11 protein-coding genes are annotated in these 15,505 nt (G+C 60.8%); 9 read left to right on the top strand and 2 right to left on the bottom strand.

What is annotated here, in order from left to right:
- Positions 1-58: 58 nt before the first annotated feature.
- Entirely contained in the window at positions 59-1,342 is a 1,284-nt protein-coding gene (gene gltA, locus BM186_RS10775; RefSeq protein WP_017676770.1) for a citrate synthase, read from the bottom strand.
- Between the two features lie 363 nt (positions 1,343-1,705).
- Between gltA and sdhC the strand changes: the two genes are divergently transcribed.
- The 9 genes from sdhC (at position 1,706) to sucD (ending at position 13,114) form a co-directional block, all read left to right on the top strand.
- Complete coding sequence (gene sdhC, locus BM186_RS10770) at positions 1,706-2,080, top strand: succinate dehydrogenase, cytochrome b556 subunit (protein ID WP_072423864.1); 375 nt, start codon at positions 1,706-1,708, stop codon at positions 2,078-2,080.
- Entirely contained in the window at positions 2,074-2,442 is a 369-nt protein-coding gene (sdhD, locus tag BM186_RS10765; RefSeq protein ID WP_024308045.1) for a succinate dehydrogenase, hydrophobic membrane anchor protein, read from the top strand. The genes sdhC and sdhD overlap by 7 nt, the downstream gene beginning before the upstream one ends.
- A gap of 3 nt (positions 2,443-2,445) precedes the next feature.
- Positions 2,446-4,218, top strand: coding sequence for a succinate dehydrogenase flavoprotein subunit (gene sdhA, locus BM186_RS10760; RefSeq protein WP_003459985.1), 1,773 nt, complete (start codon positions 2,446-2,448; stop codon positions 4,216-4,218).
- A gap of 11 nt (positions 4,219-4,229) precedes the next feature.
- Positions 4,230-4,937 (top strand): succinate dehydrogenase iron-sulfur subunit, encoded by a 708-nt coding sequence (locus BM186_RS10755; RefSeq protein ID WP_013715382.1) that lies wholly within the window; start codon positions 4,230-4,232, stop codon positions 4,935-4,937.
- Between the two features lie 249 nt (positions 4,938-5,186).
- Complete coding sequence (locus BM186_RS10750) at positions 5,187-8,018, top strand: 2-oxoglutarate dehydrogenase E1 component (protein ID WP_072423865.1); 2,832 nt, start codon at positions 5,187-5,189, stop codon at positions 8,016-8,018.
- Positions 8,019-8,083: 65 nt separating this feature from the next.
- Entirely contained in the window at positions 8,084-9,313 is a 1,230-nt protein-coding gene (gene odhB, locus BM186_RS10745; protein ID WP_074915208.1) for a 2-oxoglutarate dehydrogenase complex dihydrolipoyllysine-residue succinyltransferase, read from the top strand.
- A gap of 66 nt (positions 9,314-9,379) precedes the next feature.
- Positions 9,380-10,816: a dihydrolipoyl dehydrogenase gene (lpdA, locus tag BM186_RS10740; protein ID WP_072423867.1), complete on the top strand. Its 1,437-nt coding sequence runs from the start codon at positions 9,380-9,382 to the stop codon at positions 10,814-10,816.
- A gap of 244 nt (positions 10,817-11,060) precedes the next feature.
- Complete coding sequence (gene sucC, locus BM186_RS10735; protein WP_017676775.1) at positions 11,061-12,227, top strand: ADP-forming succinate--CoA ligase subunit beta; 1,167 nt, start codon at positions 11,061-11,063, stop codon at positions 12,225-12,227.
- Entirely contained in the window at positions 12,227-13,114 is an 888-nt protein-coding gene (sucD, locus tag BM186_RS10730) for a succinate--CoA ligase subunit alpha (RefSeq protein WP_017676776.1), read from the top strand. The genes sucC and sucD overlap by 1 nt, the downstream gene beginning before the upstream one ends.
- Before the next feature lie 156 nt (positions 13,115-13,270).
- Here sucD and BM186_RS10725 read toward each other — a convergent pair whose 3' ends face one another.
- Positions 13,271-15,355 carry a TonB-dependent receptor family protein gene (locus BM186_RS10725; RefSeq protein ID WP_074915206.1) on the bottom strand — a complete coding sequence of 695 codons (2,085 nt, stop codon included), beginning with the start codon at positions 15,353-15,355 and terminating at the stop codon, positions 13,271-13,273.
- Positions 15,356-15,505 lie beyond the last annotated feature (150 nt).

Raw genomic sequence — 15,505 nt, 5'->3', positions numbered from 1 at the left:
TCGCCAGGCAATAAAAAAAGGCTGCCAGATTGGCAGCCTTTTTCGTCTCAGGACGCTATCAGTCGCGGTTGGTCGGCAGGTCGCGCTGCTCGTAACCGGTGTACAGCTGGCGCGGACGGCCAATCTTGTACGGACCCGAGAGCATTTCCTTCCAGTGCGAGATCCAGCCCACGGTACGTGCCAGGGCGAAGATAACGGTGAACATCGAGGTCGGAATGCCGATGGCCTTGAGGATGATGCCCGAGTAGAAGTCGACGTTCGGGTACAGGTTGCGCTCTTTGAAGTACGGATCAGTCAGGGCGATCTCTTCCAGGCGCATGGCCAGTTCCAGCTGCGGGTCATTGGTGATGCCCAGCTCGCCGAGGACTTCGTCGCAGGTCTGCTTCATCACGGTGGCGCGCGGGTCGCGGTTCTTGTAGACGCGGTGACCGAAGCCCATCAGCTTGAACGGGTCGTTCTTGTCCTTGGCCTTGGCAATGAACTTGTCGATGTTCGAAACGTCACCGATCTCGTCGAGCATGGCCAGTACGGCTTCGTTAGCGCCGCCGTGTGCCGGGCCCCACAGCGCGGCGATACCGGCTGCGATACAGGCGAACGGGTTGGCGCCCGAGGAGCCAGCCAGGCGTACGGTGGAGGTGGAGGCGTTCTGCTCATGGTCGGCATGGAGGATGAAGATCTTGTCCATCGCCTTGGCCAGCACCGGGCTGATCGGTTTGATCTCGCACGGCGTGTTGAACATCATGTGCAGGAAATTTTCCGCGTAATTCAGGTCATTGCGCGGGTACATCATGGGCTGACCCATGGAGTACTTGTAGGTCATGGCAGCGATGGTCGGCATCTTGGCCACCAGGCGCATGGCCGACACTTCGCGGTGCTGCGGGTTATTGATGTCCAGCGAGTCGTGATAGAAGGCGGACAGGGCGCCAACCACCCCGCACATGATGGCCATCGGATGGGCATCGCGGCGGAAACCGTTGAAGAAGGTCTTCAACTGCTCATGAACCATGGTGTGGTTCTTGATGGTGCTGACGAACTTGGCCTTTTCTTCCTTGCTCGGCAGTTCGCCATTGAGCAGCAGGTAGCAGGTTTCCAGGTAGTCGGACTGCTCGGCGAGCTGCTCGATGGGGTAGCCGCGGTGCAGCAGGATGCCCTTGTCGCCGTCGATATAGGTGATCTTCGACTCGCAAGAGGCGGTCGACATGAAACCAGGATCAAAGGTGAACCGACCCGTGGCGGTCAGGCTCCGCACATCGATTACATCGGGACCAACAGTGCCGGTCAGAACGGGCAGTTCGACGGGGGCATTGCCCTCGATGATCAACTGCGCTTTTTTGTCAGCCATATGTGGCCTCCTAGTTATGCTTGAAATCATCAGACAGCCCCCCACGCAGGGCCCGCACCACTATAGTGGGATAAATCCGAAAGTCAATTTGCGAGAACCCAGGCAGTAGAAGGGTTTGAACGGTATTTTCAACGAAAAAAGGGCGCTATTTACGCCATTTGTTTAAAGGCTGCAATGCGCTTTTTGGGGGAGGGCATTGCATTGTCATTAGTCTGCTAACTGTCTATACTCTGCGGCCGACCGCCACAGGCTTTAGGGCCGTGTCATGGCGGTTGTCACTCATTGGGTGATGGGTACCTTGCCAGTGCACTTCCCAACAACTTTGCCCTGATCGTTAGGGGCTCTCAGTGTGATAAAAAAGCCGTGAATAGCCAACGACCTGTAAACCTAGACCTTCGGACTATCAAGCTTCCGATCACCGCTTACACGTCCATTCTTCACCGTATCTCCGGTGTCATCCTCTTTGTCGGTATCGCCATTCTGCTGTTTGGCCTCGACAAGTCGTTGACCTCCGAGGAGGGCTTCGCCCAGGTGAAAGAATGCCTGACCAGTCCGCTGGCCAAGTTCGTGATCTGGGGTCTGTTGTCCGCTCTGCTGTACCACCTGGTGGCCGGTGTGCGCCACTTGATCATGGATATGGGCATCGGTGAGACGCTGGAAGGCGGCAAGCTGGGCTCGAAAATCGTCGTCGTCGTGGCGGTGGTAGTGATCGTGCTGCTGGGGGTGTGGATATGGTAACTAATGTCACGAATTTCTCGCGTTCGGGCCTCTATGACTGGATGGCTCAGCGCGTTTCTGCGGTCGTTCTCGCGGCTTACACGCTGTTTCTGCTGGGCTATGTGATCTGTAATCCGGGTATGGGCTACGCCGAATGGCATGGTCTGTTCTCGCATACCGCAATGCGCATCTTCAGCCTGCTGGCCCTTGTTGCACTGAGCGTGCACGCCTGGGTTGGCATGTGGACCATCTCCACCGACTACCTGACGCCGATGGCGCTGGGCAAGTGGGCGACTGGTGTGCGTTTCCTGTTCCAGGCCGTGTGTGGCATCGCGATGTTCGCGATGTTCGTCTGGGGCGTGCAGATTCTGTGGGGTTTCTGATTCATGGCTAGCATCCGTACTCTTTCCTATGACGCCATCATCGTGGGTGGCGGCGGCGCCGGCATGCGTGCTGCGCTGCAACTGGCCCAAGGCGGTCACAAGACTGCCGTGGTCACCAAGGTGTTCCCGACTCGTTCGCACACCGTTTCCGCTCAGGGTGGCATCACCTGCGCCATCGCTTCGGCCGATCCGAACGATGATTGGCGCTGGCACATGTACGATACCGTCAAGGGTTCCGACTACATTGGTGACCAGGACGCTATCGAATACATGTGCTCCGTCGGTCCGGAAGCCGTGTTCGAGCTCGAGCACATGGGCCTGCCGTTCTCCCGTACCGAGCAGGGCCGCATCTACCAGCGTCCGTTCGGTGGCCAGTCCAAGGGGCCGGACAATCCGACCCAGGCTGCTCGTACCTGCGCTGCTGCCGACCGTACCGGTCATGCACTGCTGCATACCCTGTATCAGGCCAACTTGAAAGCCGGCACCTCGTTCCTCAACGAGTGGTACGCGGTTGACCTGGTGAAGAACCAGGACGGCGCCATCGTCGGCGTTATCGCCATCTGCATCGAGACTGGCGAAACCGTCTACATCCGCTCCAAGGCCGTGGTTCTGGCCACCGGCGGTGCGGGTCGTATCTACGCCTCCACCACCAACGCGCTGATCAACACCGGTGACGGCGTGGGCATGGCCCTGCGTGCCGGTGTGCCGGTGCAGGACATCGAAATGTGGCAGTTCCACCCGACCGGTATCGCCGGCGCTGGTGTGCTGGTCACCGAAGGCTGCCGTGGTGAGGGTGGTTACCTGATCAACGCCCATGGCGAGCGCTTCATGGAGCGTTATGCGCCGAACGCCAAAGACCTGGCCGGTCGCGACGTGGTTGCGCGCTCGATGGTCAAGGAAGTCATCGCCGGCAACGGCTGTGGCCCGGACAAGGACCACGTACTGCTGAAGCTCGACCACCTCGGCGAAGAAGTGCTGCACAGCCGTCTGCCGGGTATCTGCGAACTGTCCAAGACCTTCGCTCACGTCGACCCGGTCGTCGCTCCGGTCCCGGTCATCCCGACCTGCCACTACATGATGGGCGGCGTGCCGACCAACATTCATGGCCAGGCCATCACTCAGGACGCCAACGGCAATGACAAGATCATCGAAGGTCTGTTCGCTGTAGGTGAAGTGGCGTGCGTATCGGTGCACGGTGCCAACCGTCTGGGCGGCAACTCCCTGCTCGACCTGGTGGTATTCGGCCGTGCCGCTGGCCTGCACCTGGAAAAAGCGCTGAAAGAAGGCGTGGAGGTCCGTGGCGCCAGCGAAACCGACATCGAACAGTCGCTGTCGCGCCTGGCCGGTGTCAACGAGCGCAGCACCGGCGAAGACGTTGCCCCGCTGCGTAAAGAGCTGCAACAGTGCATGCAGAACTACTTCGGTGTATTCCGTACCGGCGAATACATGCAGAAGGGCATCCAACAACTGGCCGACCTGCGTGAGCGCATCGCGAAAGTCAAAATCGCGGACAAGAGCCAGGCGTTCAACACTGCGCGTATCGAAGCGCTGGAACTGCAAAACCTGCTCGAAGTCGCCGAAGCGACCGCGGTCGCGGCCGAGGCTCGTAAAGAGTCCCGTGGCGCCCACGCTCGTGAAGATTTCGAGGAGCGCGATGATCAGAATTGGCTGTGCCACTCCCTGTACTTCCCAGGCGAGAAGCGCGTTGCCAAACGTGATGTCAACTTCGCGCCGAAGACCGTTCCGGCATTTGAACCCAAGGTTCGGACTTATTAAGGGTGACTGATATGTTGCAAGTCAGTGTTTATCGCTACAACCCGGAGAAGGACGCTGCTCCGTTCATGCAGGACTTCCAGGTCGACACCGGCGGCAAGGACATCATGGTCCTCGACGTGCTGGCGCTGATCAAGGAGCAGGACGAAGGCTTCTCCTACCGTCGTTCCTGCCGTGAAGGCGTATGCGGTTCCGACGGCATGAACATCAACGGCAAGAACGGCCTGGCCTGCATCACGCCGATCTCCGCTGCCGGCCTCAAGGGCGGCAAGCTGGTGATTCGTCCGTTGCCGGGTCTGCCGGTCATTCGTGACCTGGTCGTCGACATGAGCATCTTCTACAAGCAGTACGAGAAGGTGCAGCCGTTCCTGCAGAACGATACGCCGGCTCCGGCCATCGAGCGTCTGCAGTCGCCGGAAGAGCGCGAGAAGCTCGATGGCCTGTACGAGTGCATCCTGTGCGCGTGCTGCTCGACCAGCTGCCCGTCGTTCTGGTGGAACCCTGACAAGTTCCTCGGTCCCGCTGCACTGCTGCAGGCCTATCGCTTCCTGGCCGACAGCCGTGACACCAAGACCGCTGAGCGTCTGGCTTCGCTGGACGATCCGTTCAGTGTGTTCCGTTGCCGCGGCATCATGAACTGCGTGAACGTTTGCCCCAAGGGTCTGAACCCGACCAAGGCGATCGGCCACGTGCGTAACATGCTGCTGCAGAGCGGTACCTGATTCGCAAGTTGCTATACCTGTAACACCTGCGAGTCCGGCTCAGGCCGGCCTCGCAGTAAAGCCAGAGCCGCAGCCCACAAAGCCGCGGCTCATACTCGAAAAATATGACGACCAGCAGGGGCATCCGGGCTGGTACCCGGACTATCTGCGGGAACCCAAGTGGCTTTATCCGAGTCGCAGCATCATGACTTTGATCAGGACCATGCGGTATTCACGCCGGTGGTGTCCCCTTACCGAGGGTGACCAAGCATGCAAGAAAGCGTGATGCAGCGCATGTGGGACAGTGCCCACCTATCCGGTGGCAACGCTGCCTACGTGGAAGAGCTCTACGAGCTCTACCTGCACGATCCCAACGCTGTGCCAGAAGAGTGGCGCACTTACTTCCAGAAGTTGCCGACCGACGGCAGCGCTGCAACGGACGTATCGCATTCGACCATTCGCGATCATTTCGTCCTGCTCGCCAAGAATTCGCGTCGTGCCCAGCCGGTTTCCGCCGGGGCCGTCAGCAGCGAGCACGAAAAGAAGCAGGTGGAAGTGCTGCGCTTGATCCAGGCCTACCGCATGCGTGGCCATCAGGCCGCCCAGCTCGACCCTCTGGGTCTGTGGGTGCGCACTGCGCCATCTGACCTGTCGATCAATCACTATGGCCTGACCGACGCGGATCTGGACACCACATTCCGCACTGGCGAGCTGTATATCGGCAAGGAAGAGGCAACGCTACGCGAAATCCGTGATGCGCTGCAGCAGACATATTGTCGCACCATCGGTGCCGAGTTCACCCACATTGTCGATTCCGGCCAGCGCAACTGGTTCGCCCAGCGCCTGGAAAGCGTGCGCGGTCGTCCGCAGTTTTCTGCCGAGGTGCAGGCGCATGTGCTCGAGCGCGTCACCGCTGCCGAAGGCCTGGAAAAGTACCTGGGTACCAAATACCCGGGCACCAAGCGTTTCGGCCTGGAGGGTGGCGAGAGCCTGATCCCGCTGCTGGACGAAATCATCCAGCGCTCCGGCTCCTACGGCACCAAGGAAGTGGTCATCGGCATGGCCCACCGCGGCCGTCTGAACGTGCTGGTCAATACCTTCGGCAAGAACCCGCGCGACCTGTTCGACGAGTTCGAAGGCAAGAAGACCGAAGGTCTGTCGTCCGGTGACGTGAAGTACCACCAGGGCTTTTCCTCCAACGTCATGACTGCCGGTGGCGAAGTGCACCTGGCGCTGGCGTTCAACCCCTCGCACCTGGAAATCGTTTCGCCGGTGGTCGAGGGCTCGGTGCGTGCTCGTCAAGATCGTCGTAGTGACGCCACTGGCGACAAGGTACTGCCGATTTCCATCCACGGTGACGCGGCTTTCGCCGGTCAGGGCGTGGTCATGGAAACCTTCCAGATGTCGCAGACCCGCGGCTACAAGACTGGCGGCACCATCCACATCGTGATCAACAACCAGGTCGGCTTCACCATCAGCAACCCGCTGGATGCGCGCTCCACCGAGTACGCGACCGACGTGGCGAAGATGATCCAGGCGCCGATCTTCCATGTGAACGGCGACGATCCGGAAGCCGTGCTGTTCGTCACTCAGTTGGCTGTCGATTACCGCATGCAGTACAAGCGTGACGTGGTCATCGACCTGGTCTGCTACCGCCGTCGTGGTCACAACGAGGCCGACGAGCCGAACGGTACTCAGCCGCTGATGTACCAGCAGATCGCCAAGCAGCGCACCACCCGTGAGCTGTACGCCGACGCTCTGATTGCAGCCGGCGTGCAGAGCAGCGACGACGTGCAGGCCAAGATCGACGAGTACCGTACTGCGCTGGACAACGGTCAGCACGTGGTCAAGAGCCTGGTCAAGGAGCCCAACAAGGAGCTGTTCGTCGACTGGCGTCCTTACCTGGGCCATGCCTGGACCGCGCGTCACGACACCCGTTTCGATCTGAAGACCCTGCAGGATCTGTCTTCCAAGCTGCTGGAGATCCCTGAGGGCTTCCTGGTTCAGCGTCAGGTCGCGAAGATCCTCGAAGACCGTCAGAAGATGGGCGCGGGCGGCTTGCCGATCAACTGGGGCTTCGCCGAGACCATGGCTTACGCCACTCTGCTGGTCGAAGGTCATCCGATCCGCATGACCGGTCAGGACATCGGCCGTGGCACCTTCTCGCACCGTCACGCGGTGCTGCACAACCAGAAGGATGCCTCGACCTACGTTCCGCTGAAGAACCTGTACGACGGTCAGCCGAAGTTCGAACTTTACGACTCCTACCTCTCCGAGGAAGCGGTACTGGCGTTCGAATACGGCTATGCCACCACCACGCCGAACGCGCTGGTGATCTGGGAAGCCCAGTTTGGTGATTTCGCCAACGGTGCCCAGGTGGTATTCGACCAGTTCATTTCCAGCGGCGAGACCAAGTGGGGCCGTCTCTGCGGTCTGACCGTTCTGCTGCCGCACGGCTATGAAGGGCAGGGGCCTGAGCACAGCTCGGCGCGTCTGGAGCGTTATCTGCAACTCTGTGCCGAGCACAACATGCAGGTGTGCGTGCCGACCACCCCGGCGCAGGTCTATCACATGCTGCGTCGCCAGGTGATTCGTCCGCTGCGCAAGCCGCTGGTGGTGCTGACGCCCAAGTCGCTGCTGCGTCACAAATTGGCCATCTCGACCCTGGAAGATCTGGCCGAAGGCTCCTTCCAGACCGTAATCGGCGAGATCGATTCGCTGGACCCGAAAAAGGTCGAGCGCCTGGTGCTGTGCAGCGGCAAGGTCTACTACGACCTGCTGGAAAAACGTCGTGCCGAGGGTCGCGAAGACATCGCCATCATTCGTATCGAGCAGCTCTATCCGTTCCCGGAAGACGACCTGGCCGAGGCGCTAGCGCCGTACAAGAACCTCAAGCACATCGTCTGGTGTCAGGAAGAACCGATGAACCAAGGCGCTTGGTACTGCAGCCAGCACCACATGCGTCGCGTCGCTACCGCGCACAAGAAGTCGCTGTTCCTGGAGTACGCCGGTCGTGATGCGTCGGCAGCGCCAGCCTGCGGCTATGCGTCGATGCACGCCGAGCAGCAGGAAAAACTGCTGCAGGACGCCTTTACTGTTTAACGCCTTCATCCGCTAGGTGGCAGGTGCCATCTGGCGGTAAAACCGAATTTAAGGAAACGCATACAATGGCTATCGAGATCAAAGCCCCAACCTTCCCGGAATCGGTTGCCGACGGCACCGTGGCCACCTGGCACAAGAAGCCGGGCGAAGCGGTCAAGCGCGATGAGCTGATCGTCGACATCGAAACCGACAAGGTCGTGATCGAAGTACTGGCCGAGGCCGATGGTGTTCTGGCTGAAATCATCAAGAACGAAGGCGACACCGTTCTCTCCAACGAGCTGCTGGGCAAGCTGACCGAAGGTGGCGCTGCCGCCGCTGCTCCGGCTGCCGCTCCGGCCGCTGCCGCCGCTCCGGCTCAGGCTGCTGCCCCGGCTGCCGCTGCTGGCGACGACGCCATCCTCTCGCCGGCCGCGCGCAAGCTGGCCGAAGAGAACGGCATCGACCCGAACAGCATCGCCGGCACCGGTAAAGGTGGCCGTGTGACCAAGGAAGACGTGGTCGCTGCCGTCGAAGCGAAGAAGAACGCTCCGGCTGCCGCTGCCAAACCGGCTGCTGCTCCGGCTGCTGCCGCTGCTGTCGTCGCCACTGGTGATCGCACCGAGAAGCGTGTGCCGATGACTCGCCTGCGCGCCAAGATCGCCGAGCGTCTGGTCGAGGCCCAGTCCTCCATGGCCATGCTGACCACCTTCAACGAAGTCGACATGACGGAAGTCATGGCCCTGCGTTCGAAGTACAAGGACCTGTTCGAGAAGTCCCACAATGGCGTGCGCCTGGGCTTCATGTCGTTCTTCGTCAAGGCCGCCACCGAAGCCCTGAAGCGCTTTCCGGCAGTCAACGCCTCGATCGACGGCAACGACATCGTTTACCACGGCTACGCCGACATCGGCGTTGCCGTGTCCAGCGACCGCGGTCTGGTGGTTCCGGTACTGCGTAATGCCGAGCAGATGAGCCTGGCTGAAATCGAGAGCGGCATCGCCACCTTCGGCAAGAAAGCCAAAGACGGCAAGCTGTCGATCGAAGAAATGACCGGCGGCACCTTCACCATCACCAACGGTGGTACCTTCGGTTCGATGATGTCGACGCCGATCGTCAACCCGCCGCAGGCTGCCATCCTGGGTATGCACAACATCATCCAGCGTCCGATGGCAATCAATGGTCAGGTGGTGATCCGTCCGATGATGTACCTGGCGCTGTCTTACGACCACCGCCTGATCGATGGTAAGGAAGCCGTGACCTTCCTGGTGACCATCAAGAACTTGCTTGAAGACCCGGCTCGCCTGCTGCTGGAAATCTAAAAGCCAGTCTCCTCCACGGCGGCCCTGTTCTCAGGGCCGTCCGGTTTATTCGAGAAGGAATACGTTATGACCCAGAAATTCGACGTGGTAGTCATCGGTGCCGGCCCTGGTGGCTATGTAGCCGCCATCAAAGCAGCGCAGCTCGGCCTGAAGACTGCCTGCATCGAGAAGTACCAGGGCAGCGACGGCAAGGTCGCTCTCGGCGGCACCTGCCTGAACGTCGGTTGCATTCCTTCCAAGGCGCTGCTGGACAGCTCCTGGAAGTATCACGAAGCGAAAGACGGTTTCGCCGTGCATGGTATCGAAGCCAAGGGCGTGACCATTGACGTCCCGGCCATGGTGGCGCGCAAGAACACCATCATCAAGAACCTCACCGGCGGTGTTGCCGGACTGTTCAAGGCCAACGGTGTAACCCTGCTCGAAGGCCACGGCAAGCTGCTGGCCGGCAAGCAAGTGGAAGTCACTGGCACCGACGGCAAGACCCAGGTGGTCGAAGCCGCTCACGTGATCATCGCCTCTGGCTCCAAGCCGGTCGAGATCCCGCCGGCCCCGGTCGATCAGGACGTCATCGTTGACTCCACCGGTGCCCTGGAATTCCAGAGCGTACCGAAGAAGCTGGGCGTTATCGGCGCTGGTGTGATCGGTCTGGAGCTGGGCTCGGTATGGGCTCGCCTGGGTGCCGAAGTCACCGTGCTGGAAGCCATGGACAAGTTCCTCGCTGCCGCCGACGAGCAGGTCGCCAAGGAAGCCCTGAAAACCCTGACCAAGCAGGGGCTGGACATCCGCCTGGGCGCCCGCGTCACGGCTACCGAGGTCAAGAAGAAGCAGGTTACCGTCACCTTCACCGACGCCAATGGCGAGCAGAAGATGGTGTTCGACAAGCTGATCGTGGCCGTTGGCCGTCGCCCGGTGACCACCGACCTGTTGGCCGCTGACAGCGGTGTGGATCTGGACGAGCGTGGCTTCATCTTCGTCAATGACCAGTGCGAAACCAGCGTTCCGGGTGTATACGCCATCGGTGACGTGGTGCGCGGCATGATGCTGGCTCACAAGGCCTCGGAAGAGGGCGTGATGGTTGCCGAGCGTATCGCCGGCCACAAGGCGCAGATGAACTACGACCTGATCCCCTCCGTGATCTACACCCACCCGGAAATTGCATGGGTCGGCAAGACCGAGCAGCAGCTGAAGGCCGAAGGCATTGCCGTCAATGTCGGCACCTTCCCGTTCGCTGCCAGCGGTCGTGCCATGGCGGCCAACGACACCGGCGGCTTCGTCAAGGTCATCGCTGACGCCAACACCGACCGTGTACTGGGCGTTCATGTGATCGGCCCAAGCGCTGCCGAGCTGGTACAACAAGGTGCGATCGGCATGGAATTCGGCACCAGCGCCGAAGACCTGGGCATGATGGTCTTCTCCCACCCGACCCTGTCCGAGGCGCTGCACGAAGCGGCCCTGGCGGTCAACGGTGGCGCGATCCATATCGCCAATCGCAAGAAGCGCTGAGTGTGCAAGTGGCCGGTAATGTCCGGCCACTGCAGTAGTTGTTGTAAGCCGCCGTGGTAGGCGGGGCGTCGTGTAATCGCCTCATCGCTACGGTGGTGTTTGCAAGCAGAACCACGTCGGGTGGCCCGCGTCGAGTTTGACTCGCGGCGGAAGGCCTGGCGGACTGCTTCGGCAGTCACAGGTGGCGCGGTATCACAAGTGCAGCGCCGAATGCGCAATACCTAAACGAAGACGGTAGACAAGCATGAATCTTCACGAGTATCAGGGTAAGCAGCTGTTCGCTGAATACGGCCTGCCTGTATCCAAGGGCTTCGCGGTAGACACCCCGGAAGAAGCCGCAGAAGCCTGCGAAAAAATCGGCGGCAGCGAGTGGGTCGTCAAGGCTCAGGTCCACGCTGGTGGCCGCGGTAAAGCCGGTGGCGTAAAGCTGGTCAAGAGCAAAGAAGACGCCAAGGCCTTCGCCGCCAACTGGCTGGGCAAGCGTCTGGTGACTTACCAGACTGACGCCAATGGTCAGCCGGTCAGCAAAATCCTGGTCGAATCCTGCACCGACATCGCCAAGGAACTGTACCTGGGCGCTGTAGTGGACCGCTCCAGCCGTCGCATCGTGTTCATGGCTTCCACCGAAGGTGGCGTGGACATCGAGAAAGTGGCCCACGAAACCCCTGAGAAGATCCTCAAGGCCACCATTGATCCGCTGGTTGGCGCTCAGCCGTACCAGGGTCGTGAGCTGGCTTTCCAGCTGGGTCTGGAAGGCAAGCAGGTCGCTCAGTTCGCCAAGATCTTCGTAGGTCTGGCCAAGCTGTTCAAAGATCACGATCTGGCTCTGCTGGAAGTCAACCCGCTGGTCATCAAGGCTGACGGCGACCTGCACTGCCTGGATGCGAAGATCAACATCGACGCTAACGCCATGTACCGTCAGCCGAAGCTGAAGACCTTCCACGACCCGTCGCAAGACGATCCTCGTGAAGCCCACGCTGCCAGCTTCGAGCTGAACTACGTGGCCTTGGAAGGCAACATCGGCTGCATGGTCAACGGTGCCGGTCTGGCCATGGGTACCATGGACATCGTCAACCTGCACGGCGGCAAGCCAGCCAACTTCCTCGACGTAGGTGGCGGCGCAACCAAAGAGCGCGTGACCGAAGCGTTCAAGATCATCCTGTCCGACAGCAACGTCGCTGCCGTTCTGGTGAACATCTTCGGCGGCATCGTTCGTTGCGACATGATTGCCGAAGGCATCATCGGCGCCGTGAAAGAAGTCGGCGTGAAAATCCCGGTGGTCGTCCGCCTGGAAGGTAACAACGCTGAGCTGGGCGCCAAGGTCCTGGCTGAAAGCGGCCTGAACATCATCGCGGCAACCAGCCTGACCGACGCTGCTCAGCAAGTCGTCAAAGCTGCGGAGGGCAAGTAATGAGCGTCCTGATCAATAAAGACACCAAAGTCATCTGCCAGGGCTTCACCGGCTCGCAGGGTACTTTCCACTCCGAACAAGCCATCGCCTACGGCACCAAGATGGTTGGCGGCGTGACTCCGGGTAAAGGTGGCACTACCCACCTGGGCCTGCCAGTGTTCAACACTGTCAAAGAAGCTGTCGAAGCCACTGGCGCTGACGCTTCGGTCATCTACGTTCCGGCTCCGTTCTGCAAAGACTCGATTTTGGAAGCTGCATTCGGTGGCATCAAGCTGATCGTCTGCATCACTGAAGGCATTCCTACCCTGGACATGCTGGATGCCAAGGTCATCTGCGACGAGCTGGGCGTTCGCCTGATCGGCCCGAACTGCCCGGGCGTGATCACTCCCGGCGAGTGCAAGATCGGCATCATGCCGGGTCACATCCACCTGCCAGGCAAGGTAGGCATCGTGTCGCGTTCCGGCACCCTGACCTATGAAGCCGTCAAGCAGACCACCGACGCCGGCTTCGGCCAGTCCACCTGCGTGGGCATCGGCGGCGACCCCATCCCGGGCTCCAACTTCATCGATATCCTGAAACTGTTCCAGGAAGATCCGAAGACCGAAGCGATCGTCATGATCGGTGAGATCGGCGGTTCGGCTGAAGAAGAAGCGGCTGCCTACATCAAGGCCAACGTCACCAAGCCTGTAGTTTCCTACATCGCTGGTGTGACCGCTCCTCCCGGCAAGCGCATGGGCCATGCTGGCGCCATCATTTCCGGCGGCAAGGGCACTGCAGACGAGAAATTCGCTGCACTGCAGGACGCTGGCGTGAAAACCGTGCGTTCCCTGGCTGACATCGGTAAGGCCCTGGCCGAGCTGACCGGTTGGGAAGTCAAGAAGGCCTAAGCCTTCGCTGACTGCTCGCGAAAAGGCCACCTTCGGGTGGCCTTTTTGTTTTTGAGCGCGTGCGTATCTGGCGATACGTATCCTCTGGCGCCTTATCCCACGAGCGGGGCAGGGGGCCTCAGGCCGGACATTGGATGCGCACATGCGCCGCGAGCCTTAATCGAACTGATACTGCACGCCCGCGCCAACATACCAGGCGCGCTCCGGGCCGGGTTCGTAGTAGCGGCCGTTGCCGTCACCGACTATCACCGATCCGATGTACTCGCGATCCAGCAGGTTGTCGATGCGCAGCACCTGGTTGAAGGTCAATGCGCCGGCCTTCTGCTCGAAGCGCGCCTGCCAGTTGAACAGCGCATGGCTGGGCGCCGTCTTGGCGGTATTGCTGTCCTCGACATAGAGCTTGCTGCGGTACAGGCCTTCGACGGCGGTGCTGAAGCCTTCGACCGGTTGCCAGGCCAGTTCGCCATACAGCGTGCGTGCGGGAATGCCGGGCAGGTGGTTACCTTCTTCGATCAGGCGGCCGTTGCTGGTGAAATCCTTGCTGTAGGTGGCATCGATCTCGGTGTAGGCGAGGTTGGCGCGCAGGGTGTCGCTCAAGCGGCTTTCCAGTGCCAGCTCGAGGCCCCTGCGGCGAGTCTGTGCGGCGTTCTGGAAGCGTGAGCGGCCGCCGCTGGCCGACGCCACCACCAGCTCGTCGTCGGTGTCGATCTGGAACAGCGCCAGTTGCAGGCTGGTCGCTTGTGCGAGGCGGGCCTTGAGACCGATTTCAATTTGCTCGCTGGTGGCCGGTTTCAGCTCGAAGCCGAAGCTGTTGTCGGGACCGGAATAGGACAGCTCGTTCAGCGTCGGCGTCTCCAGCCCCTTGCCCCAGCTGGCATAGATATTCAGATCTGGTAGCAGGGCGTAACTGGCGCCAAGAGTGGGCGTGAGCTCACGGTAGGTGACCGAGCCGCTGTCGTCGCCATTGCTCAGAAAGCGGTCATCCACGTCGAACTCCACCTGGCTGTGGCGCAGACCAGCCTGCAGGTCGAGTTTGCCCAGTTGCCAGGCTGCCTGGACGTAGGGCGACAGGCTGGTGACCTCGTTGCGCTCGTCGCGGCGCAGATTACCTTTCACGCCCAGGGTGGTGCCGATGAAGTTCTCGTAGCCCTGACGGTCATCGCGCGAATAGTCGTAGTCCAGGCCGGTGGTGACAGTCAGCAGGCTGCTGCCGAGGTCGAAGGAGTGAATCCAGCGGTTGCCGATGCCGTGGAAGCGGCGTTCGAAATCGATCACGCCACCGGACTGAGAGGCCGGTGTCTGCGCGGCCACAGGGATCGACTGGTACTGGATCACCCGCCGCGTGCCGCTGTAGACCGTGCTCTGCCAGGTGCCGGCGGCGAAGCTACGCTCGTAGTTGAGGGCGAACTGGCGATGATCGACGGTCTTGCGCGTATCGAACTGCAGTGCGCTGGGCGCGGCAGATCGCCGATCAGCCTGTACCTGATCCCAGCTCAGACCCTGCGGGTCTTGTGTGCCGTTCTGATCCAGTTCACTGAAGCTGAGGCTGAGCTTGCTGAGGTCATCCGGGTACAGGGTCAGTTTGGCGAAGGTCTTGTCGAGGATGGCGCCGCTGTGGTCGCGGTAACCGTCTGTCTCGAAATGCGAGCGGTTGATGATGAAACCGGCTCTGTCGTTGCCGCCTTCGGCCGAGACACGGGTACGGCTGGTGCCGTAAGTGGCCTGGGAGGTGTCCAGCGCGACCTTGGGGGCACCTTCGCCATCGCGCGAGAACAGCTGGATGACACCGCCGGAGTTGCTGCCGTAGACGCTGGCGAATGGCCCACGCAGGACCTCGATGCGCTCCAGGGAGTCGAGGTCGAAGGTCGCCGCCTGGCCCTGGCCGTCCGGATTGGACAGCGGCACACCATCAGCCAGCAGCTTGATGCCACGAATGCCAAAGGCCGAGCGGGCGCCGAAGCCGCGTGAGGATATTTGCAGGTCCTGCGCATAATTTTGCCGATTCTGCACCACCAGTCCCGGGACGCTGCCGAGTGCTTCGGAGAGGTTGACGCCGGGTTTGCCCAGAGTGGCTTGTTCGGCATCGATGCGGTTGACCGAGAAGGGCAGTTGCCAGCCGCTGGCCTGATACCGGCTGCCGGTGACCACCAGTGGGTCGGCCTGGTAGGTGGAGTTTTCGGCCTGTGCAGCCAGTGGCAGGAACAGTGTGGGCAGCCAGAAGCGGGGGCTCAGCCGGTACATAAGCGAAATGTCTCCCTCGGGGCAGGTAGGCGATATTGAACGTGTCAGTCAGCAGCGGACCAGAGCTGGGTGATAGCCATTAGCGGAAATGCTCTACGAAATGTTGCCGAAAGAGGGTTGTCGGATGATTTGGATAGCGCTAACATCCGG

Source organism: Ectopseudomonas toyotomiensis (genome assembly GCF_900115695.1).
Taxonomy (GTDB): domain Bacteria; phylum Pseudomonadota; class Gammaproteobacteria; order Pseudomonadales; family Pseudomonadaceae; genus Aquipseudomonas; species Aquipseudomonas toyotomiensis.
The sequence above is the reverse complement of the archived record's forward strand: the minus strand, read 5'-3'. Positions and strand labels throughout refer to the sequence as shown.

Excerpts from the sequence above, each read along its gene's own strand:
- sucC (WP_017676775.1), top strand. The coding sequence starts at position 11,061 with ATGAATCTTCACGAGTATCAGGGTAAGCAGCTGTTCGCTGAATACGGC.
- sdhD (WP_024308045.1), top strand. The coding sequence starts at position 2,074 with ATGGTAACTAATGTCACGAATTTCTCGCGTTCGGGCCTCTATGACTGG.
- BM186_RS10750 (WP_072423865.1), top strand. The coding sequence starts at position 5,187 with ATGCAAGAAAGCGTGATGCAGCGCATGTGGGACAGTGCCCACCTATCC.
- BM186_RS10725 (WP_074915206.1), bottom strand. The coding sequence starts at position 15,355 with ATGTACCGGCTGAGCCCCCGCTTCTGGCTGCCCACACTGTTCCTGCCA.
- lpdA (WP_072423867.1), top strand. The coding sequence starts at position 9,380 with ATGACCCAGAAATTCGACGTGGTAGTCATCGGTGCCGGCCCTGGTGGC.
- gltA (WP_017676770.1), bottom strand. The coding sequence starts at position 1,342 with ATGGCTGACAAAAAAGCGCAGTTGATCATCGAGGGCAATGCCCCCGTC.
- odhB (WP_074915208.1), top strand. The coding sequence starts at position 8,084 with ATGGCTATCGAGATCAAAGCCCCAACCTTCCCGGAATCGGTTGCCGAC.
- BM186_RS10755 (WP_013715382.1), top strand. The coding sequence starts at position 4,230 with ATGTTGCAAGTCAGTGTTTATCGCTACAACCCGGAGAAGGACGCTGCT.
- sucD (WP_017676776.1), top strand. The coding sequence starts at position 12,227 with ATGAGCGTCCTGATCAATAAAGACACCAAAGTCATCTGCCAGGGCTTC.
- sdhA (WP_003459985.1), top strand. The coding sequence starts at position 2,446 with ATGGCTAGCATCCGTACTCTTTCCTATGACGCCATCATCGTGGGTGGC.